Source organism: Sediminitomix flava (genome assembly GCF_003149185.1).
GTDB classification, from domain to species: Bacteria; Bacteroidota; Bacteroidia; order Cytophagales; family Flammeovirgaceae; genus Sediminitomix; species Sediminitomix flava.
This window is the reverse complement of sequence record NZ_QGDO01000008.1, coordinates 65,377-88,713: the sequence shown is the minus strand read 5'-3', so window position 1 is coordinate 88,713 and position 23,337 is coordinate 65,377. Positions and strand designations below refer to the sequence as shown.

Sequence of the window (23,337 nt, the reverse complement as noted above, 5' to 3'; positions counted from 1 at the left end):
TAGCACTCTAAAAACATGAATAAAATCCTTTTTTTCGGCTTGTGCCTTGGTCTTTTTGCTTGCCAAAAACAAGAAAATCAAAACGCTAAAAAGCAAAAATACGAAGCCAATTGGGAATCTTTAGCTAAACACAAAGCCGCACCCGAATGGTTTACGGATGCCAAACTCGGCATTTATTTTCATTGGGGACCCTATTCGGTTCCTGCGTTTGGAAGTGCTTGGTATCCGAGTAATATGTATAAGCGAGGAAGCCGAGTCAACCAGTTTCATGAAGAACATTTTGGCAAAATAGAGAAATTCGGATACCAAGATTTTATACCGAGGTTTAGAGCAGAACATTTCGACCCTGAAGAATGGGCTGAATTATTTCAGTCTACAGGTGCTAAATTTGCAGGCCCTGTAGCCCAACATCATGATGGATTTGCGATGTGGCAAAGTGAAATAAATCCTTGGAATGCGAAAGCAATGGGGCCCAAAAGAGATATTTTGGGTGAATTGTTTGAGGCATTAGAAAGTAGAGACTTGAAAACAATTGCGACTTTTCATCATGCCCGAAATGGACAACGAAATATAGGCAATGAAAGCAACTGGGGAAAAAATGGCTACAATAGTCACTACCCATATGCTCCCGATCTTCCGACTGCGACTACTGATCCAAAATTGCGAAAACTATTCGGCAACTTTGAAGATATAGACACCTTCAATCAGTATTGGTTAGACCAAGTAAATGAGGTGGTTGACAAGTACCATCCAGATATTTTGTGGTACGACTCATGGCTAAATCTGATACCAGAAAACTACCGCTTACAAATGGCTGCTCATCACCTGAACAAAGGTCTAGAAAATGAAAAAGAAGTTGCACTTTGTCATAAACAAGAAGATTTACCTCTGAATCTGAGTATTTTGGATATCGAACAAGGCGGTAAAAAAGATATCTACCCTATGGATGACTGACATTACACTTGGTGAAAGTCGTTGGATGTATGTAGAAGGACATCCTTATAAAGAAGCTGCTTTGGTGGTCAGAAATATGATTGATGTATGGAGCAAAAATGGGATCGTATTGCTCAATGTTTCACCAAGAGCAGACGGAGTGATTAATCAGGAACAACGAGCGATTCTAAAACAAATTGGAGATTGGCTTCAAGTAAATGGCGAAGCTGTCTATGAAAGTCGTCCGCATACCATATTTGGCTATGGTCCTGCAAAAGCTTCAGATGGAAGTCATGGAGGACAATCTTCCAAAATCCATTATACGGCAAAAGATGTCAGATTCACGGTGTCGAAAGATAAAAAAGCACTTTATGCCTTTTTTCTAGGAAAGCCCAAAGCAGGAAAGCGCATTCAGATGCGAAGTATTGGAGGATATCACAGAAATATTCCGCCAGGTAAAATCAAAAATGTACGCTTACTGGGTACTGATGTGGCTGTGAATTGGGAATTGACACCAGAAACCCTCTATCTGACTTTTCCAGAAACGAAGTATAATGATTTGGCTCAAGTATTTAAGTTTGAATTGGAATAGCAGACTTTTCCATTAAATACTAGCTATGATTTAGAAACAAAAAACTTCAATGCCTGTTCAATGAATAATCATTATTCATTAGTAGAAACTCTATGCTGAAAAGTAATGGAGTTTCTTTTTACTTGGTAAAACAGCAGAGATTGAAAGAGCGAATTATAATTGTTGGTGGTGGATTAAGTGGATTAACCCTAGCCTATTTACTTTCTAAAAATAATATACACGCTAAAATTGTAGAGGCGTCATCAAGAATAGGTGGGCGTATTCAAACGATAAAAGGGAAACATGATACTCCCTTAGAATTGGGAGCAACTTGGTTTTCAGATTTGCACCAACACTTTCTTGCCCTTATCGATGAGTTAGGATTGCAGAAATATAAGCAGTTTACAGAAGGGATTTCTTTATTTCAAACCAATTCATTTGAGCCTCCACAACAGTTTTTTGTACCTGAAAACGAAAGCCCATCATATCGGTTAGCCGGTGGAACACAAAAACTTATTGATACGTTAGTTGCACAATTAGACAGACAAAACATCAGTCTAAATACAAAAGTGACAAGTATTTCGGAGGTAGATAATGAGCTAGAGCTTCGCACATCTGACGGAGAATCTTTGTCAGCAGATAAAGTCATTTTATGTTTACCACCTCAATTGATTGGTTCTCAAATTCAATTTTCACCCGAATTACCAAAAGAGCTTTCAGCCGTTTTACCGACGGTACAAACATGGATGTCTGGTTCTCTTAAATTTGTAGTAGAATATGAACAAGCATTTTGGAGAAAAAATGGATACTCAGGACTCTTATTCAGCCACTCTGGTATTATTTCAGAAATGTACGATCATACGAATATTGAAGAAAATAAATTCGGTTTCACAGGCTTTTTGAACCCTACTACTGATTCCTATTCTCAAGAACAACGAAAAGAATTTGTCTTAGAACATTTAAAGAAACTTCTTGGCAATGAGGCTTTATCTTATATTAGTTATTTTGATAAAGTTTGGACAGATGAATTCATCGTCGGCGATCATCAAATCATACATCGACCACACCAAAATAATGGACATCCGTTACTACAACAAAGCTACATGAAGGATAAATTGTTGTTTGCAGGGACAGAAACAGCTACCAAGTTTGAAGGCTATATGGAAGGAGCTGTAATTTCAGCTAACAAAGTGTATGAAAGACTTCATTCTCTTTTGAAAAGCAATTAATAAATAAAAGCACAGCTATTAATTTTCACAAAATATATAGCTGTGATTTCTTTCTACACCTAATAAAATGACTTTAGACAATGAAGTTTAACCTTTTCCATTAAATATCTTTTTTAGGTTTCAAGTTTCGGATAATTAAAATGGTATCTGCTTCTCCTTCCCAAGGGCGATCATCCCAAAAAGCAAAAGACCTTATATCTAACTTGTTTTCTTCTGTAAATTCACCTGTAATTGTATTAAACCACTGTTGCGTTGCATTTGAGGTATCAAAATTCTTTTTCAAGACCTGATTCGTTCCTACCCAATTATTTTCTTTTGGAGTATACATCAATACAATACCATCCTTTTTATTGGTTAAATTATAACCACTAGAGTTGTACCAAGGCAAAGGTTCACAATTTTCAAAATTGACTGAATCAAACAATTTTCTCATATGTTTGAAATACTCAAAATGGGGCTTTTTAAAACTTTCGTCTTGTTCAAAAGGATTATGAATTACCACATTCCAAGAAGCTCCCTGCCAATAATAAGTAGAATACCCTCCTGCAAAAAGACACATGTAATTTCTTCTCAAACAAGCTTCCGCATTTACATAAGCTCCAGGAAAGACGACATATGGAGACTCTTCATAACCTCCATGTTCAATATTAAAAATTGGCTTTTTAGGGAATTGCTTTCGGGCATCCATCATATTCTGATACAAGGTATGTTGCCAATTCTGCATAGAAATAAAGTCTACTTCATTAGGATGATTTTTACAAAAACCAAAATCATGAACAGAAATCAATCTTCCATAAGCATCTAATTTTCTTGCTCTTTCTATTCGCTCTGAGATATATTCTTTGGTCGCTCTTCCATAATAAAGTGCCTCTTTTGAGACATCCCACACAATATTTGGGAATGCTTGATAACGCTTGATCACATAATCGTAATATAAATTATCTGCTTCCGAATTCATATCAGGCCAGCTCACCAATTTATTCCAGACATAGATCATCAGATGGCTAACAATTTCTTTATCGTGCATTTCAGAAATGACTTGATCAAAATGTTTGAAGAATTCCACATTCAGAGAATTGAAATCAGGGTTATCATTTGAGCCTAAGAACGGAAAAATATCTTGTCTGCCACCATATTCATGTTCAGAATGTTCTAAAAGTAAGTCATCTTTTTTCCAAGAAACATCATGCGAATATACATTCATGACTACTTGATTGAATCCATTTTGCTCAAGTAAAGAAAGTAAATGTTTCGTTTTCGCTAGTTCTTCTTTTCCATAATCAAGTGCAAAAAGCCAATCACATTCAAAAGCTAAATTGAAATAATGCTTGCCATCTTCATAGAAAAAATGTTGTGGATTATCATTGTGAAGTACCACTGCTCCATGTCTATTTTTTTTCTGATTTTTTGTAATTCTAATGGTGCCTTTTTTACCATTAAGCTGCTTTAGTTCTGATTCAATACTGAATGTCTTCACTCCTATTTCGGCACTAGAATATCTCAAAATCCATTCATTATCACCGTTATAAAATAATGGGATTTTCTGAATTTGTCCATTACTGCTAACGTTGGCATACGCTTCTGTTCTAAATGGCGTTTCTACTTTCTGACGCACTTTATAAACAATGTCATTTACAACCCACTGTTTAGAAGTAATTCCTTTTTTAGCTGAAATATGATTCCAGACCTTGATCTGCCCAAAAGCTATATTTGCAAAAGAAATAAAAAATAAAAGGGCATATAATATCTTACTTTTCATGGCTTTAAAAAAATAGTTTAAATTTAAAATTTTATTTAAGTAGGTGGACATATGAATTTGGGTAATTTCGATTTTCATTCTAATTGATCAATCATAGAAGAAATAATGGTTGATTGACTTAATTGTAGCCTTCATTTCTTTACTTGATTAAAGAAATGAAGACTACCATTTGAATAAGGAATACAATCTCCACTTGGAATAAATTTTTATGAATGGAAAACAAACCTCTTTTCATATGCCCTAGTACTTAGGCTACTTTTCTATTTGTAATTTTTGAGTCAATGTTGTCTCATCATTTACAACTTGAATGATATATAAACCATTAAACAGGCTAGAAACATCTATGCTTTGTTTATTTTCTTTTAACTCTTGTTGATATACACATTTGCCAGTCATGGTGTAGATACAAACTTGTGTATTTACTAAACCTTGTTTCAAAGATACGGAAATAGAACCTGAACTTGGATTAGGGTAAATTAGAGCTCCTTGGTTCTTAGTCGATTCACTGAAACTTGATATGATATTTGGTACTTTTCGTAACTGATAAGCATTAAGATTAATACCAGTTTGCTCCCCTCCTTTAACTTTCCCAAAAGTGAAATAGAACATACTTTCTTGGGCTACAAATTCACCTATAATCGATAAGCCATTAGACACTGCATATGATGTTTTTTTATTTGAACCATATTGGTCATCTATCAGAATATAAGATCCCGATTGACTGCTTCTAGTATCCCCGACCAAGAATTGAAGTTTGTATTTTTCTCCTACTTGTAAATTTTTAATGGCTATTTTAGAGGGACCTTCAGCTCCATCCCATAAAAAATTTGACATCGCATTATCAAAAGGTGAAAGCCCTACATTAGCATCATAAATGTCCGTAGTCTCTGGAACGACTTGTTTAGAAGAACTATAGAAATGCATGCTTTCAGGACCATCCCACTCGTTTGTTTCACTACCATTAACTAAGCCTTCAAATTCAACTCCATTTAAAACAGTATTAAAATCGTTTGCATTTGTTCCTCCTGAGAAATTAATAGCTTCAATTAATGTCCCGTCTGTAAGAATATCCTCTTCTCCCATAATTTCTTTAGCATTCCAATAAATAGCTTGGGAATATAATTGTCCTACAAAAATTTCTGTAGTTGTTGCTACTTCCCCCGAATCGTTGGCTTGAACAGTAATTGTAGCATTTCCAAGTCCTACTGCTTCTACCAAACCTTGTTGATTTATAGTAGCAACCTTTTCATCTGAACTAGACCAAGTCACAGACGTATCATCCGCATTTAATGGATTAATATCCAATTGCAATGGTTTCGTATCACCTATTTCTAAATAATTACTTTTAGGTGAAACATTAATCTCATCTAACAAAATGGCATACCATTCTACAATTTCTAATTCTATTTCAGCACTTAAATCACTTACGGTACTGTTTACAATGACTGTAGCTTTATCTCCTATATTTCCTATAGCCCGAACCAAACCGTCTTCATCAACTGTGAAAACTTGCTCATTGGAAGAAGTCCAAACAACAGTTGAATTTGCATTTGAAGGTTCAAAATTCACACCTAGCTGTAACGTACTTCCATCTCTAATACTAGTATCAGAAGAGACAATCTGTATAGACTCAGAAGCTACCACTGGTCGATATTCTTCAGGAAATTGTGTTGCTAAATCAGTATTTCCAATTCCTTTTGAAGGCGTATCTTCATAAAACATGATGTAATCCAAACTAGCTCCTGGCGATCTTCCAGACATAATGAGTGTATATTCTTCACCTTCAATCAAACCATAGCGTGCATGCAAATGACCACCACCGATTTCTAGACTATAACAAGTTCCCCACTTTCGAACTCCCCTTCCCCAAAACTTATGATCTTTCTCTAATTCACTTTTAGGCTTTGAAGTTTCACTCGTATAATTTCCTTCAAGGCGAATAAAAACATCATTTTTCTGATCACCTTTTTCAGATTCGGTAAGAGGCTGATAGAGTCGCATGAGTAAACGATACTTTCCCGTTTTAGGACAAGTGAAAGTATAGTGTAAAGGAGATTCTTTACTAGCCCAACCACCAGTAAATTCAATATAAGTTTGGTTGATCGCCTCTAGGTCATCTCCTTTGTAATATTTAGGGTCTGAAGGAGTTCGTAAAGCCCATTTTCCTAATGGAGAGTCTGTATCTTCTGCCTCAAAAACTACATAATTCTCTCCATAATTGATATTACTTTGTCCAAAAACGCAGGTGAATGAAAAAAGAAAAAAAGTTGTAAAAAGTAAACTTACTATTTTCATTGGATCGATGGTTAAGATGATAAATAGATGAAAGGTTGTACTTAGCTAATGAGAATATTTTTCCTTACGTGGAACCAACAACATCATTTTATTAGATAAGCTAGATTGTTGTCAATCTATTTCTTGATAAAACGTCTGTACAATTTGTCATTGATTGAAAGTAAATAGCTTCCTCTTTTTAAGGATTCTACAGGAATTGTATCCGATGAAATTATACCCGATCTAATCATCTGACCTTGAAGCGTAAATATTTTAAATTGGCTTCCTACATCGATACCTTTTAAGTTTAATACCGTCTCTACTGGATTGGGAAAAATGGTTTGAATACTGCCCAAATCTTCTGTCCCTAAAATTGTAGTGGGTTCTTGAGGTTCTTCTACTTGCCCAATCTGAACTGTTTGTGAAATATTTGTCACTGTTTCTCCTATCTCTTGATCAGACAAACTCGCTTCAATTATATATTTTTCGCCTTTAGTAAGTGTTGTATTCACTGGCAAAGTGAAAGAATCCTTACCGTATCCGGCTAAAACGGTTTGGCTTGTTTCAGCAATAGAGTTACCATTTTTATCTTTTAAAACCAGCTTGATCGTTCTGTCAAAGTTTGCCTTGTAGGTCATCAAAATTTCATATTCATTCTCTACTTCAAGAGCTGATAAATCTTCTGAGAAACTTAACTCTTCAGTATAGATTTCAAATATTTCGGGTTCTTGAACTACAGCATCTTTTTCAGTCAGCTCAAAATCATCCGCATAACCTTCGTCTGTTTCTTTTATCGCATAGAAGTAAATTTTTACTTTACCACTATCATCTGTTGTAAATTCTAATTCATATTTCTGATAAGAATTTCCGCTACAAGTCACAGCACCGCTTGCACCTTCCTTTACTCCTAGATTGATACTTCCAGAAACCACTTTCGCATAACAACGGAGTGTATAAGTAGTGTTAGGTTTTAACGAAATAACCTGCTCTGGTGCTCCGCCTCCAATTACATGTATGGCATTTTCACCCGAATAAAAATTATCTGAAACAACCTCAACCACATTTCCCCAAGTTTGCCATCCATTCAAGTTTCCTTCTTCAAAACCTGCATTAGTCAATAAAGGTGTTTCTTCTATCACTTCCTCCTCAATTACTTCGTCTATTGGTACTAAGGTATAAGCTCTTATCCAATCATAATAAGAAGTATTGATGGCATCATCTCTTAAATCTGCCTCTTCTGGTGGAGTTATCCAATCATAAGTTTCCGTGACCATATTGACACGCATTGGTCTATCAAAGGGTGCTGTCGCATCAATCGAAGTATCAAAATCTACAGTAGTAAAGTATTCTCCATCTGCATAAAAATGAGCCGTGTAGGCATTTTCCCACCAACAAGCATAGGTGTGGAAATCTTCCCAAACAGTAGAAGCTAATTCTTTTTTAGCCCCAGCGGAATGAAATACCTCTTTAGATTCACCACAAGGGATATGACGATAATGTGTATTGCTATGCATATGATTTTGGAACGTCCCAGTATGTCCTCCTACTGTTTCGGAAATGTCTAATTCTTGGCTGTAACGGTCGGTGGTACATTCCGTTTCGTCCAATAATTCTTTTTTATTTGAGAGCCAAAATGTAGTGGACATTCTAATCTTCGATGATTTGAAACGACATTCGTAATAACCATAAGAAGCCTCTGAACTTAAAGACTGAACAGCCCCGCCTGCTATGATATAGCTTCCATCAGCTTGATCAAGCATAGCATTTTTTATTTGCATATACCCGTCTTTTACCGAAACAGAAGAAGGGACAAACTTTGCTGGTGGTCTTCCTTTCCAACCATCAAAGTAATTTCTCCACTTCAATCCATTCAAACTAGTCCCATTAAACTCATCTGAAAACCTTTTATTTAATACCCATCGGTATCCTTTTTTAGGTTCTGGAGGATCAGCAAGTGTCTTAAAAGATGACACTAACAATATAAAAACGAGTAGTTTATGTATAATCTGCATCTCAATATCTATTTAATGTTAAGTGTAACCTAGACGATTATGTATTGAAATACAGGAAGAAAAAGTATTCTTTTTAATGGACAGGTAAAATTACCCTTCATTTATTCTGAATTCCCCCCTTTATAACTTGTGAATCCAAAAACAAAAATCATAAACCACTAAATATCTGCGCATTACACAAGACATACTTTTTCATCATTGATGTCTTTTACTCAAACTTACCTTTGGGGTGATTGTAGTAGTCGTGTTTACTTTCATTTTTAGAGCATAAAAATATGCCCCCTTATTCTTGTTTTATTTATACACCTAAAATTAGATGCAGATAATGATTTTCATAAAAATCAATTTTATAATGTCATTATTACATTTATTAAAAAATGAAACAACTATACTTTAGTCTATCATTCTTAGTGATGATATTTTTTTATAATTCTAAGGCACTTATAGCCCAAGACTTCTCGGGCGGAAGTGGTACAACGAATGATCCTTATCTGATAAGTAATGTACAAGACTTATTGGATTTGGATACAGCCAAAACGATGTGGGGTATGCGAAAATCCTTCAAACTTACGGAGGATATCGATATGGAAGGAGAAATATTTCACCCACTTGGTTGGAGGGTTTCAGCCTCAGAAGAATATTACTTTATGGGGAGTTTCGATGGTGATCATCATACAATTTCTAACCTAACGGTTACACCCCACCCAGATCAAGATTTCCTTTTTGGTGGATTTATTGGTGCAGGACGAGATCTTACAGTAAGTAACTTAGGAATTGTAAATACCAATGTAGATTTTAAATCTATTGCATCTTCTCAAAGAATTGGGGGACTTATCGGACAACTTGATTGGAATTCTACGGTTGAAAACTGCTTTGTAGTTGACAGTTATGTCTCTGGAAAAGGTGGCGTAGGTGGTCTTGTTGGAAAGTATAACGGTAATACTATCGTGAACTGCTTTGTTGATGCTGAGATAGATCCAGAATGGGCGAATCACAATGCTGGTTTGGTAGGAAATATTCAAAATATACTTGCTAATAGTACGATTACAAAGTCTGCTTTTTACGGAAAAGTATTAAAGGGAAAAGCAACTGTTGGTCTTGCAAATGCAAATGTGGATGAAATCTATTGTATTTCCACAACAGGACAAACAGATCCTAATTCCACTGTAGTTATTCTGACGCCAGAAGAATTACTTGAGCAATCAAATTATACTGGACTTGATTTTTCAGCTTCAGGATTATGGGAAATGAAAGAGAACTCTTTCGCAGTACTCAAAGGGTTTTCTGCTACTGCCTATGATAGCTTGCTAACATTTTTAGCAATCCCATTGAAAGTAACCATGTCAGATGGAACTACCCCGATTCAAAACGCAACAGTCACAATTAATGATATTGAGTACCAAACAAATGCTGCTGGATTACTTGACGATTTAATTTTACCAGGCACTTATTCTTACACTGTCATGGCTGATGGATATCAAGATACGGAAGGTACTCTAGTAGCTAGTTTGGCTGGTGACATAACTGTAGTCTCATTGATTTCTGAAAGTGTTCCGGTTTATACATCAACGTTTAACCTTACAAATTCAAAAGGGGAAATTCTTAATGATGCTAGTATTACAGTAACGGATGATAATGTTTACAATCAATCTTTAGTTTCAGATGAATCTGGAGTAGCCACTTTTGAACAATTACTTCCGGGTACATATTCATACACTATTTCAAAAGATTTACACATCACTCTTACGGATGAATTTGAAGTCATTGATCAAAATTTAAGTTTAGATCTTGTTGTTCAAGTCGACAATCAAGCTCCTATAGCCAATGCAGGTTTAGATGTTACTGCAGCTTCTGGTGATGAAGTTCAATTGGATGCTTCTGGTTCTTCAGATGCAAATAATGATGCACTAACTTATACATGGACAGCTCCTGTAGGAATAACTTTATCAAACACAAATGCAGTAAAACCCGTTTTTACAGCTCCTGATGTACAAGAAACAACAGAATATCAATTTACCTTAGTCGTAAACGATGGTGAATTAGATTCTGATGAAACATCAGTTACTATTACCGTAAAGCAAGCGATTGTACTTGGGGTTGAGCTTCTGACAAATGGAGGTTTTGAAAGCGGACTTTCAGAAGGTTGGATTGGACTCGAATCATTTGAATTATCAGAACTTATTCCAGATAGCAATACAAATAGCACAAATAGTCTAAAAATAGAAACTACGAGCCAGATTGGAGGAGGAATAGGTACAGATGCTGAAATTTCGACTGCAACCGATCATCATTTCCCGATAACTGTAGGTAAATCTTATATCCTAAAAGGGAAATTGAGAGCTGAAAGAATGAATACCAACGTAATCAATTTCAGATTAATGCCATACGGCTATTGGTATGACGGAGCAAAAGCGGGGATAACTAATCCTTCAATGGGTTGGGGAATTCCAGCAGTAATTGGGGAATGGATTGAGTTTGAAGAAAAAATAACAATCGATACAGATTATAGTAGCGATGGAGCACTTGGTAACTCATATCAATCTATTTTAAATATCCTGTCTGCAACCAATGCCTCTGATGAGTTGGTTTATATCGATGATTTAAGCCTTTTGGAATATGACGTTGAATTACAAGCAGATGCTGGAGATGACATAACAGTCATGAGCGATAGTACTGTATCTTTAAGCGGTAGCTATAATTCATCAGAAGATTTGACATTTTCATGGACAGCTCCCAATGGTATAACATTAAGTAATTCAAATACACTAAACCCATCATTCACAAGTCCAACTGTAACGGAAGAAACCAATTTGGCATTTACACTAACTGTAGAAAAAGGGCTATTAAGCGTAGAGGATGAAGTAATTGTCACTGTTTTTCCAAATACCATTGCAAATGCTGGTGAAGATCAAACAGTACTAGAAGAAACAACGGTTATACTTGATGGTTCAGCTACGACTCCTGAAAATTCAACATTATTATGGACTGCTCCTAGTGGAATTACATTGTCTGACAATACATCTAGCATGCCAACTTTTACGGCTCCAGCAGTATCACAAGATTCTACGATAACTTTTACACTTACATCAACATTTTTAGAGAGTGAAGATAGTGATGTAGTCAATGTAACTATTTACCCTACTGCGATTGCTATTGCTGGTGAGAATCAAACTGTCATTGAAGGGAGCACAGTTACTCTAGATGGGTCTGCTTCTACACCTAGTAATGCTACACTTCTATGGACAGCCCCAGAAGGTATCGATCTTTCAGATAATTCTGCAGCTATGCCAACTTTCACGGCTCCTAATACAGAAGTTGATACAACCTTAGTATTCACTTTAACGGCCACTTATTATGACCAAGAAGTTACAGATCAAGTTCAGATCACCGTTTACCCAACCGCTGTTGCTAATGCTGGTGAAGACCAAACTGTCATCGAAGGGAGTACGGTAACTTTAGATGCATCTGCTTCTGCTCCTAGTAATGCTACACTTCTATGGACAGCCCCAGAAGGTATCAACCTTTCTGATAACTCTGCAGCTATGCCAACTTTCACGGCTCCTAGTACTCTTAGTGATACAACTTTTGTATTCACTTTAACGGCCACTTATTATGATCAAGATGTTACAGATCAAGTTCAGGTCACTGTTTACCCTACTGCTATCGCAAATGCTGGTGAAGACCAAACTGTCATCGAAGAGAGTACAGTTACTTTAGATGCATCTGCTTCTGCTCCTAGTAATGCTACACTTCTATGGACAGCCCCTGAAGGTATCGAACTTTCTGATAACTCTGCTGCTATGCCAACTTTTACAGCTCCTAGTACTCTAAATGATACAACTTTTGTATTCACTTTAACGGCCACTTATTATGATCAAGAAGTTTCTGACCAAATTCAGATCACCGTTTACCCAACCGCTGTTGCTAATGCTGGTGAAGATCAAACTGTCATCGAAGAGAGTACAGTTACTTTAGATGCATCTGCTTCTGCTCCTAGTAATGCAACACTACTTTGGACAGCCCCTGAAGGTATCAACCTTTCAGATAACTCGGCAGCTATGCCAACTTTCACGGCCCCTAGTACTCTAAGTGATACAACTTTTATATTCACTTTAACAGCTATTTATTATGACCAAGAAGTTACTGACCAAGTTCAAATTACCGTTTACCCTACTGCAGTGGCTAACGCTGGTGAAGATCAATCTGTAATTGAAGGGAGTACAGTTACTTTAGATGCATCTGCTTCTGCTCCTAGTAATGCTACAATTCTTTGGTCAGCTCCTGAAGGTATCGAACTTTCTGATAACTCTACAGCTATGCCAACTTTTACGGCTCCTCAAGTTAATGAATCAACTGATTTTACATTTGAGCTAACAGTAAGCTATTATAATCAAACCTATTCTGATCAAGTCATTGTAACTATAAATCCAGAAGGAAGTGCAATAGCAGATGCTGGAGAGGATCAGGTGGTTTTAGAAGGAAACATAGTTACACTAAATGCTGAAGGCTCAATACCGTCAGATGCCAACTTCTTATGGATTGCTCCTGAAGGTATTAGTTTATCAAGCAATACATCAGTTATGCCATCTTTTACAGCTCCAAATGTTTCAGAAGAAACTATTTATACAATTTCTCTAACTGTCAGTTACTCAAATACTGAAGACTCTGATGAAGTTAATATAACAGTTTATCCTGTGCCTATTGCAAATGCAGGTGCTGACTTAACTGCTTGGGCTAATGAAAGTGTAAGGCTTGATGCTTCAGCTACTACTCCTTTAGAAGCTACATTAACTTGGGTTGCTCCTAACGGAATTACTCTTTCTGATAGCACAGTGGCTATGCCTACATTTACAGCTCCTAACGTTAATCAAAACACGGATTATAGCTTCACACTCAAAGCTGAGTTTATGGATTCGGTCAGTACTGATAATGTAATCGTCACTGTCTATCCTACGCCTAACGCAAATGCAGGCGCGGACTTAACTGCTTGGGCTAATGAAAATGTAACACTTGATGCTTCAGCTACTACTCCTTTAGAAGCTACATTAACTTGGGTTGCTCCTAACGGAATTACTCTTTCTGATAGCACAGTGGCTATGCCTACATTTACAGCTCCTAACGTTAATCAAAACACGGATTATAGCTTCACACTCAAAGCTGAGTTTATGGATTCGGTCAGTACTGATAATGTAATCGTCACTGTCTATCCTACACCTAACGCAAATGCAGGCGCAGACTTAACTGCTTGGGCTAATGAAAATGTAACACTTGATGCTTCAGCTACAATGCCTTCAGAAGCTACATTAACTTGGGTTGCTCCTAACGGAATTACTCTTTCTGATAGCACAGTAGTTATGCCAACATTTACAGCTCCTAACGTTAATCAAACCACGGATTATAGCTTCACACTCAAAGCTGAGTTTATGGATTCGGTCAGTACTGATAATGTAATCGTTACTGTATATCCTACGCCTAACGCAAATGCAGGTGCTGACTTAACTACTTGGGCTAATGAAAATGTAACGCTTGATGCTTCAGCTTCTGCTCCATCAGATGCTACTATAACTTGGATTGCTCCAAACGGTATTACTCTTTCTGATAGCACAGTGGCTATGCCGACTTTTACGGCTCCTAACGTTAATCAAACCACAGATTATAGCTTAATGCTTAAAGCTGAGTTTATGGATTCGGTCAGTACTGATAATGTTATCGTTACTGTTTATCCTACACCTAACGCAAATGCAGGTGCTGATTTAACTGCTTGGGCTAATGAAAATGTAACGCTTGATGCTTCGGCTACAATGCCTTCAGAAGCTACATTAACTTGGGTGGCTCCTAACGGAATTACTCTTTCTGATAGCACAGTGGCTATGCCTACATTTACAGCTCCTAACGTTAATCAAACTACAGAATATAGCTTCATGCTTAAAGCTGAGTTTATGGATTCGGTCAGTACTGATAATGTAATCGTTACTGTCTATCCTACTCCAAACGCAAATGCAGGTACAGATTTAACTGCTTGGGCTAATGAAAATGTAACGCTTGATGCTTCAGCTACTGATCCATCAGACGCCTCTCTAACTTGGGTTGCTCCTGACGGAATTACTCTTTCTGATAGCACAGTGGCTATGCCTACATTTACAGCTCCTAACGTTAATCAAACTACAGAATATAGCTTCATGCTTAAAGCTGAGTTTATGGATTCGGTCAGTACTGATAATGTTATCGTTACTGTTTATCCTACGCCTAATGCAAATGCAGGTGTAGATCAAAACGTAATTGAAGGTACTACGGTAACTTTAGATGCTTCTGTATCTACTCCAGAAGGGGTTAATGTTCTGTGGATTGCACCAAATGACGATATTACTTTATCAAATGATACTACAAATATCGCAACATTTATAGCTCCTAATGTATCTCAAACTACAGCTTTTGACTTTATCCTTGAAGTTCACGTAATGGACTCTGTAAGTACTGACACTGTAACCATTACTATCCACCCTACACCAATTGCCGATGCTGGAAATGGGAAAAGTGTGTTTGAAGGTGAAACTGTAGCGCTTGATGCTTCTACATCAGAAGTAAATGGAGCAAATATCCAATGGCTATCACCAGAGGGTATTCAATTATCTGATGAGACTTCTTTAAATCCTACTTTCGTAGCTCCTGAAGTAGAAGAAACTGAGATTTTGAGTTTTATATTAGAATTGAGTCTTTTTGGAATTACAGTTCAAGATGAAGTCCAAATCATTGTTTCTCCAATGATTACAAATAGTGATAAAATTGATTTATCAAGTACTGTATATCCAAACCCTACAAAGGATAGGGTAAACATCAAACTTCAAGAGGATTCTCAAGTAGTTATCTATCATATATCTGGTAGAAAAGTTGAAGATAATTTGATGAAGAAAGGAGAACATGTATTTGATCTATCTCAATATCCTACAGGAACATACATTGTATCTGTGAAAGGAAATTCGATCATCAAAAATATAAAGTTGATTAAAGAATAAATTGATTAATCATACTTTCTTTAACCCCATTAGTAGATCACTAATGGGGTTTTGTTTTTCTAGACTCTTATCTATTTTACACCACTCCAATCCTAAAAACAATGGCTATTTCAATGGCATTTCATAGTAGGTAATTCACTTCATTTAATGGTGTACTTAAAATTCATAATAAATACCCCCTATTTTTCAAAGGTTTTGAAGACATCCTAATACTACTTCCATCCTACTTTTACGACATAGCTCATCAGAAAATGAGTTTGAAGAAAAATGAAATCAACACTGAAAAAAGGATTTCTAGTAAGTAATTATAAATAAGAAATTTATTATGAGGTTTAAAAAATTATTCGTCATAATGCTTTCTTCTTTGGCAATACAACATGCAAATGCTCAACAAAAAAAGTACGAGCCAACTGAAGAATCATTATCCAAATATCAAACACCAGAATGGTTTTTAGATGCCAAATTTGGAATCTATACACACTGGGGTCCCGTCTCTCAGGTATTTGAAGGTACAGAGCCTGGCAAATATTACCGTGGGTGGCATGGTATGATTATGTATCAAGACGGGAAGAAAGTCCCTACAAAAAATGGGAAGCCTTCAAACAACCACCTACACCATGTAAAGAAATATGGCGACCCTGCCGAGTTTGGCTACAAACACATTATTGAACAATTTCAACCTACTGCTTTCGATGCTGAAAAGTGGGCTGAACTTTTCAAAAAATCTGGTGCAAAATTCGCTGGTCCTGTAGCTATGCACCACGATAATTTTGCGATGTGGGACAGTAAAGCCACACGTTGGAATTCGATGAACTATGGTGGATTTGATCCTTCTGCAGAGCTGAAAAAAGAAATTGAGAAAAGAGACATGAAGTTTATGGCCTCTTTCCATCATGCTTTCACTTGGAAGTTTTTTGCTCCAGCACACAAATACAGCAAAATCAATGAAAATGACTATGACCTTTACACCACGCCACACTCCTTAGAATCTGATATGCCCGACGAGCAGTTTCACAAAGAATGGTGGGCTAAACTAAAAGAATATATTGATGTCTATCAGCCAGATTTACTTTGGTTTGACTGGTGGTTAGAAAACCTTTCATTAGAAGCTCGTCATAAGTTTTTGGCCTACTATTACAACAGCGCAAAGAAATGGGGCAAAGAAGTTGGTGTATGTTACAAAGAAAGTACGTTTACTGACGATATGGCCATCAAAGACTACGAGCGAGGAAGACCTAACCAGCCTAAATCTCCAGCTTGGCTAACAGATACTTCTCCGGGTGCATGGTTCTACCGCTCAGATGCAAAATTCAAAAAGCCGAATGAAATCATTGACATTCTGGTTGATATCGTTGCGAAAAATGGATTGATGTTACTCAATGTACCACCCGATCCAGACGGTACAATCCCTGCAGAAATGGAATACTTACTCACAGAAATTGGGGCTTGGTTAGAAATCAATGGAGATGCCATTTATGCTACAAGACCTTGGACAGTATTTGGTGAAGGGCCTACAAGATTACCTGAAGGTGGCCATAAAATCGAAAAGCTGAAGATTTCTTATACAGATAAAGATATTCGATATACTAAAAAATCGGATAAGGAGTTTTATGCCATTGTGATGGACAAACCTAAAGGTGCAATTGTTATGAAATCTCTAAGTACAGATATCGGAGCACTCAATTCTGAAATCATTGATATTCAACTATTAGGTAGTAATGAAAAACTTGAATGGGAAAGAAGAGCTGAAGGATTGATTATTAAGGCTCCATCTCAACTTTCAACAGATTACGCACATGCCTTCAAAATTGTATTGGAAGGTTATACCGAAAATGATATCGGAGGAAATGTTGAAGCACACAAGGATTAAATGTGTTCCTAACTATAAAGCGATGCCTCGAGAAGTAGCTTCTACTTTATCGAGGCTTTTTTTCTCCCTAATATCCTATAATTACGTCTTAGAGTTTTTATAAAAAGTACGCTAAAACAACAGCGCAAACGTTTGACTTGACGGCTATAGGTGTTAGATATACATTTGTAAAGAATCAAGGGAATAAACTATGACAACACTTGATTTTTTTGACGCTAAACATTTTTACAATGAAAAAGATAGATGCACATCATCATCTTTGGAAATATTCTCCAGTAGAACATTCTTGGATTGATGAGCAAATGAACATATTGAAGAACGACTTCTTGCCAACTGAACTTTGGGGTGAAATGCAAAAGGCAGGATATGAGGGTTGTGTGGCTGTTCAAGCTAGTCAGAGCGAACAAGAAACTCAGTTTCTACTTTCTGAAGCTAGCGTAAATCCATTTATCATGGGCGTTGTGGGTTGGGTAAACCTAAGTCATAGCAATATCAGAGAAAGGTTAAGTTACTTTTCAAAATTCTCAGATTTCAAAGGTGTTCGTCATGTACTTCAAGATGAAGAAGACGATCAATTTATGCTCAGAGAAGAATTTCTTAACGGGATTCAAGCACTGGAAGAATTCAAGCTCACTTATGATATTCTGATTTTCCCAAAACACTTGCCTTATGCCGCACAATTAGTTGAAAAGTTTCCAAATCAGCCATTTGTATTAGACCATATTGCCAAACCAGAAATAAGAGATGGAAAGTTTTCTCCTTGGAAAGAAGAGATCCAACAATTGGCAAATTACCCAAATGTCTATTGCAAACTTTCTGGAATGGTGACAGAGGCTAACTGGAAAAATTGGACAAAAGAAGAGCTTCACCAATATATTCAGATTGTGGTAGACGCTTTTGGAACTGATCGTCTGATGATTGGCTCAGATTGGCCAGTTTGCAAACTCGCAGGAGAATACGAAACGGTGATGCAAGTGGTAGAAGATTTCTTCACTGACCAAGCAGATCTCAAAAAAGTTTTAGGTGAAAACGCTATTCAGTTTTATGGCCTAGTGTCCAAAGATGTAATAGCAGAATAATGAAAATTCTTTAAACTTATGATTAGTACAATAGCAAAACCAACATATCAAGCAGATGTTTACCAAGAAAGCAAGTTGTTTTCACACGGAACACGCTTAGTTTTAGGAACTTCAGGCTTAGGAGGCGTTTGGGGTGAAGTAGATGAAGATGAATCTGTAGGCTGTATTCTTTATGCCTTAGAGCACGGAATTTTATCTTTAGATACTGCTCCTTCCTACAATAGGTCTCAAGAATTTGTGGGAAAAGCACTCAAACAATGGGATGGAGAAAAGCCCTATATCAGTACTAAAATAGGCCGTCTTTTTGCAGAAAAAGCAGATGACTTCAACCTTGACTATAGCAGAGATGGAATGCTGAGAAGTATGGAAAATAGTCTAGAGACATTGGGTGTCGATCAAGTAGATTTACTCTTTCTTCACGAACCTCACCTCACTCCTATTGCCCAAAAAGATGAAATATTAGAAACACTTAATTTCATCAAAGAACAAGGCTGGACAAAAAAAATAGGTGTGGGAGGAAATCCTACTCCTGAGTTTTATCCATTTATGGAATCGGGACTTTTTGAAGTGATCTCTGGTTTCACCAAAATGGATGCTTGTAATATGTCTGCATTTGAAAAAGATATTCCACTGATCCAAGAAAAAGGACATGCCTATTATGCGGCATCTGCACTTCATATGGGCTTACTCGGCAGAAGATTTGACGAATACTGCAAAGAGCGTCCTAACAATGAATGGATTTCTAACAAAGATGTAGATGTAGCTATCAAAATTAAATCCATAGCGGATGAACTAGACATTGATCTTGCGGAGATGGCTCTCCGTTATCTGATGTCTGTTAAAGAAGCAAATCGAGTAGTCATTGGAGCCCGAAAGAGTGACCAAATACAAACAACCGTAGATTACTGGAGAAAAGGCGCACTTTCAGAAGAAGTATTCAACAGAATCACGGACACTATTTACCAATAAATACAAAAAGCAGAAACACATGAAAACAATTATATTAAACGAACCTGGTCAATTTCAATTGGCTGAAACGGAAGCTCCGATTGAAGACTTACAGGCCAATGAAGCATTAGTAAAAGTACATAGAATCGGGATTTGTGGCACAGATTTACATGCCTATACAGGGAAGCAACCTTTCTTCTCTTATCCTAGAATTTTAGGGCATGAATTGGGTGTAGAAGTTGTAGAAATTGGGACTGATGTCAATAATGTACAAGTTGGTGATAAATGCTCTGTAGAACCTTATTTCAATAAAACAGAAGACCATGCTGTGAAAAGAGGTTTTACAAACTGTGGTGAAAACATTTCTGTCTTTGGCGTTCATGAAGATGGAGGAATGAGAGAATACTTTAAAATTCCTGCTAATTATCTTCATGCTTCTCAAAAGTTATCTTATGATCAATTGGCCTTGGTGGAAACACTAAGTATTGGTTGTCATGCCGTGAATAGAGCTATGGTTTCTTCTTCCGATACAGTTGCAGTTATTGGAGCAGGCCCTATCGGGATGGGTGCATGCCAATTTGCGATGGCAGCAGGAGCTAAAACGGTTATGATGGACATCAACCAAAGTCGTTTAGATTTCTGTCAAAAGCACATTGGTGTAGATGGAACCGTTCTTGTTTCTGAAGTAGAAGAAACTGAAGCTCGACTAAGAGATGTTTTTGATGGCAATCTGCCTACAGTAGTAATTGATGCTACCGGAAATAAGCACTCAATGGCAAATACACTTACGTTTACAGCTTCTGCTGGCCGAATTGTATTTGTTGGTTTATTCCCAGGAGATTTCTCTTTCCACGATCCTTATTTCCATAAAAAAGAATTAACCATCATAGCCAGTAGAAACTCACTTCCTTCTGACTTCGAACAAATTATCAGCATGATTGAAAATGACCAAATTGATACAAATCCTTGGATCACACACAAAGTCCTTTTCACCGAAATCGCTGATCACTTTGACAGTTGGCTAAAACCTGAAACAGGAGTAATTAAAGCAATGCTTACGCTTTCCTAAGCAGACCAATTGATAATCATATTTTTTAGAATAACCATAAAATCTAAAAACACATGAATGAACTAGTAACCGAAAACATAATAGCCGAAGGACAAGAGCCTGTTTCTGCTTCGCCCAAAAAGGTGATAGAGAAGAAATACCTCCTTCCTTTTGTACTGATCACGAGTCTGTTTGCGCTATGGGGTTTTGCCAATGACATCACAAACCCGATGGTTTCAGCTTTCCAAACGGTCATGGAAATTTCGACATTCAAAGCATCTTTGGTACAGTTTGCTTTCTATGGCGGGTATTTCACGATGGCTTTGCCCGCAGCATTATTCGTTAAGAAATACTCCTATAAAACGGCCATTCTGATTGGTTTAGGATTGTATGCCACAGGAGCATTACTCTTTATTCCTGCGGCTCAGTTTCAAATCTTCGGATTCTTCCTTGTTTCCTTATACATTCTCACCTTCGGATTAGCTTTTTTAGAGACTACAGCCAATCCTTTGGTACTTTCTTTAGGGGCAAAAGAAACAGCTACTCGCAGACTGAACCTTGCACAATCATTCAATCCAATTGGTTCGTTGGCTGGTATGTTTGTCGCTCAGCAGTTTATTCTTTCAGCCTTACAATCAGCAGAAAAGAACACCAGTGGCGACTTGATCTATACCACACTTGATTCGGCTCAAAAAGAAATCATCAAACTCAATGACCTTATGGTTATTAGAGATCCATATGTATTCATTGGTATCGTCGTGATTATTGTTGGTGTTGTCATCGCAATGGTCAAAATTCCAGAAGAAAGAACAAGCGATCAATCATTTTCACTTGGAAATACAATTGTACGATTAGTTAAAAATAAGACCTATAAAGAAGGCGTTATTGCCCAAGTATTCTATGTTGGTGCTCAGATTATGTGTTGGACATTCATTATCCAATATGCTGAAAATTTAGGCTATACTAAGGCAGAAGCACAGTCATTTAATATCATTGCGATGGTGCTATTTTTATCTAGCCGATTCATTGCCACAGCCCTAATGAAATACCTAAAAGCAGCTCAACTGCTTACATTTTTTGCAATTGGCGGAATCGTAACAATGGCTTGTACTATTTTCATAGGCGGTGATCTAGGATTATATGCCTTGATAGCCACTTCAGCTTTCATGTCGCTTATGTTCCCTACCATCTACGGAATTAGTTTGGAGGAAGTGGGTGACGATTCAGAATTTGGTGCAGCAGGATTAGTAATGGCAATTGTTGGTGGCGCTCTAATGCCCCCTATGCAAGGTGCAATCATTGACATGAAGTCTATCTTAGGAATGGATGCCGTTAATGCGTCTTTTATCATTCCTTTACTATGCTTCTGCGTCATTGCAGTATTTGGATACAGAAGATTTAAGCAGGTTTAAGAATGGGAAAATATAAACGCTATTGCAAAACCTTGACACTTACCGATAATCCTAGCCTAATCGAGGAGTATAAAAAAGTACATGCCAAAGGTGCTGCCTGGAAAGAAATCACAGAAGGAATGAAAGAGGTTGGAATTCTTGATATGGAAATCTATCTCTTTGGCTCACAACTCTTCATGATCATGGATACAATTCCTGATTTTGATCATGATCAAGCTATGAGTGAACTTGCCCACAAACCTAGACAGGCAGAATGGGAAGCCTTTGTCTCTCGTTTTCAAGAAACTGATGCCAGTGTTTCTGCAAAGAGAAAATGGCAGCTTATGGATCGGATATATGAATTAGAACAAACTGAGAATTATATAACAGAAAACGGACAGTTAAAAGATACGAATAAAGTGGACATCAAATCTGAAATTGTCTAGTACTCTTAAATAGCAATCCTCTGATATTTCAGAGGTTTTGCTTCCACTTTTCTACATTAAAATCAATCCATAATATGGCTAAATTTTCAAGAATTGAAGTTGTTCAAAAAATGAAATCTACGGTCGTTGTCCCTGTTTTTTACCATAAAGAAATAGACCTTTGCCTTTCTTTTATGAAAACAGTTTACGAGGCAGGGGTCCGAGTTTTCGAGTTTACAAATCGTGGAGAATTTGCCCATGAAATTTTTTCAAAGCTTGTAAAAGAAGCGAGGAAAGAGATGCCCGAAATGGTAATCGGTATTGGCTCTATTGTAGATGCTCCTACAGCTGCAATTTTCATTCAGAATGGGGCAGATTTTATAGTTTCTCCTCTACTAGATGAACAAACTGGTAAATTATGTAATCGTAGAAAAATTGCTTGGTTTCCGGGTTGTAGTACAGTTTCTGAGGTTTCTTTAGCTCATGAACTGGGAGCTGAAGTCGTGAAAGTTTTCCCTGCCAATGCGCTTGATGCTCTCAAATTTATAAAAGGGGTTAAAGCTCCGATGCCATGGACTGATGTCATGCCTACAGGTGGAATCTCACCTACAATAGATGACCTAACAAAATGGTTAGACGCTGGTGTAAGCTGTGTAGGTATAGGTGGAAATCTAGTCGTTAAAGATCATTTCGGAAACTGGGATTTCGAACGCATTTATGAATTACTACAAGAGTTGATCGGCTTCGCAAAAGAATATCGACAAAAGCAGCTCGCTGTTTACTAA

At 37.0% G+C, this 23,337-nt stretch carries 14 protein-coding genes; 11 read left to right on the top strand and 3 right to left on the bottom strand.

Annotated features, from left to right (window positions below):
- Nucleotides 1-15 precede the first annotated feature (15 nt).
- The 3 genes from BC781_RS25680 (at nt 16) to BC781_RS22125 (ending at nt 2,733) form a co-directional block, all read left to right on the top strand.
- On the top strand, nt 16-954 hold the full coding sequence (locus BC781_RS25680) for an alpha-L-fucosidase (RefSeq protein WP_211323941.1): 939 nt from the start codon (nt 16-18) through the stop codon (nt 952-954).
- Nucleotides 947-1,525: an alpha-L-fucosidase gene (locus tag BC781_RS25675; RefSeq protein WP_211323939.1), complete on the top strand. Its 579-nt coding sequence runs from the start codon at nt 947-949 to the stop codon at nt 1,523-1,525. Before BC781_RS25680 ends, BC781_RS25675 begins: the two co-directional genes overlap by 8 nt.
- A gap of 92 nt (nt 1,526-1,617) precedes the next feature.
- Nucleotides 1,618-2,733: a flavin monoamine oxidase family protein gene (locus tag BC781_RS22125; protein WP_109622071.1), complete on the top strand. Its 1,116-nt coding sequence runs from the start codon at nt 1,618-1,620 to the stop codon at nt 2,731-2,733.
- A 100-nt stretch (nt 2,734-2,833) separates the two neighbouring features.
- Here BC781_RS22125 and BC781_RS22120 read toward each other — a convergent pair whose 3' ends face one another.
- The 3 genes from BC781_RS22120 to BC781_RS22110 form a co-directional block, all read right to left on the bottom strand.
- The gene (locus tag BC781_RS22120) at nt 2,834-4,492 is read right to left on the bottom strand and encodes an apiosidase-like domain-containing protein (protein ID WP_109622287.1); all 1,659 of its coding nucleotides are present in this window, start codon (nt 4,490-4,492) and stop codon (nt 2,834-2,836) included.
- Nucleotides 4,493-4,744: 252 nt separating this feature from the next.
- Nucleotides 4,745-6,787, bottom strand: coding sequence for a T9SS type A sorting domain-containing protein (locus BC781_RS22115; protein ID WP_109622068.1), 2,043 nt, complete (start codon nt 6,785-6,787; stop codon nt 4,745-4,747).
- A 116-nt stretch (nt 6,788-6,903) separates the two neighbouring features.
- A complete protein-coding gene (locus BC781_RS22110) occupies nt 6,904-8,778 on the bottom strand; it encodes a carbohydrate binding domain-containing protein (protein ID WP_109622066.1) in 1,875 nt (624 codons plus the stop codon).
- A gap of 377 nt (nt 8,779-9,155) precedes the next feature.
- Between BC781_RS22110 and BC781_RS22105 the strand changes: the two genes are divergently transcribed.
- The 8 genes from BC781_RS22105 (at nt 9,156) to BC781_RS22070 (ending at nt 23,337) form a co-directional block, all read left to right on the top strand.
- On the top strand, nt 9,156-15,791 hold the full coding sequence (locus BC781_RS22105) for a T9SS type A sorting domain-containing protein (RefSeq protein ID WP_109622064.1): 6,636 nt from the start codon (nt 9,156-9,158) through the stop codon (nt 15,789-15,791).
- A 325-nt stretch (nt 15,792-16,116) separates the two neighbouring features.
- Nucleotides 16,117-17,661 (top strand): alpha-L-fucosidase, encoded by a 1,545-nt coding sequence (locus BC781_RS22100; RefSeq protein ID WP_109622062.1) that lies wholly within the window; start codon nt 16,117-16,119, stop codon nt 17,659-17,661.
- A gap of 230 nt (nt 17,662-17,891) precedes the next feature.
- Nucleotides 17,892-18,740, top strand: coding sequence for an amidohydrolase family protein (locus BC781_RS22095; protein ID WP_109622060.1), 849 nt, complete (start codon nt 17,892-17,894; stop codon nt 18,738-18,740).
- Nucleotides 18,741-18,758: 18 nt separating this feature from the next.
- A complete protein-coding gene (locus tag BC781_RS22090; RefSeq protein WP_109622058.1) occupies nt 18,759-19,709 on the top strand; it encodes an aldo/keto reductase in 951 nt (316 codons plus the stop codon).
- Nucleotides 19,710-19,728: 19 nt separating this feature from the next.
- Nucleotides 19,729-20,757: a zinc-binding alcohol dehydrogenase family protein gene (locus BC781_RS22085; protein ID WP_109622056.1), complete on the top strand. Its 1,029-nt coding sequence runs from the start codon at nt 19,729-19,731 to the stop codon at nt 20,755-20,757.
- A gap of 53 nt (nt 20,758-20,810) precedes the next feature.
- Nucleotides 20,811-22,148, top strand: a complete 1,338-nt coding sequence (gene fucP, locus BC781_RS22080; RefSeq protein ID WP_109622054.1) for an L-fucose:H+ symporter permease — start codon at nt 20,811-20,813, stop codon at nt 22,146-22,148.
- A gap of 2 nt (nt 22,149-22,150) precedes the next feature.
- A complete protein-coding gene (locus BC781_RS22075; RefSeq protein ID WP_109622052.1) occupies nt 22,151-22,573 on the top strand; it encodes an L-rhamnose mutarotase in 423 nt (140 codons plus the stop codon).
- Between the two features lie 74 nt (nt 22,574-22,647).
- On the top strand, nt 22,648-23,337 hold the full coding sequence (locus BC781_RS22070) for a bifunctional 4-hydroxy-2-oxoglutarate aldolase/2-dehydro-3-deoxy-phosphogluconate aldolase (RefSeq protein ID WP_109622050.1): 690 nt from the start codon (nt 22,648-22,650) through the stop codon (nt 23,335-23,337).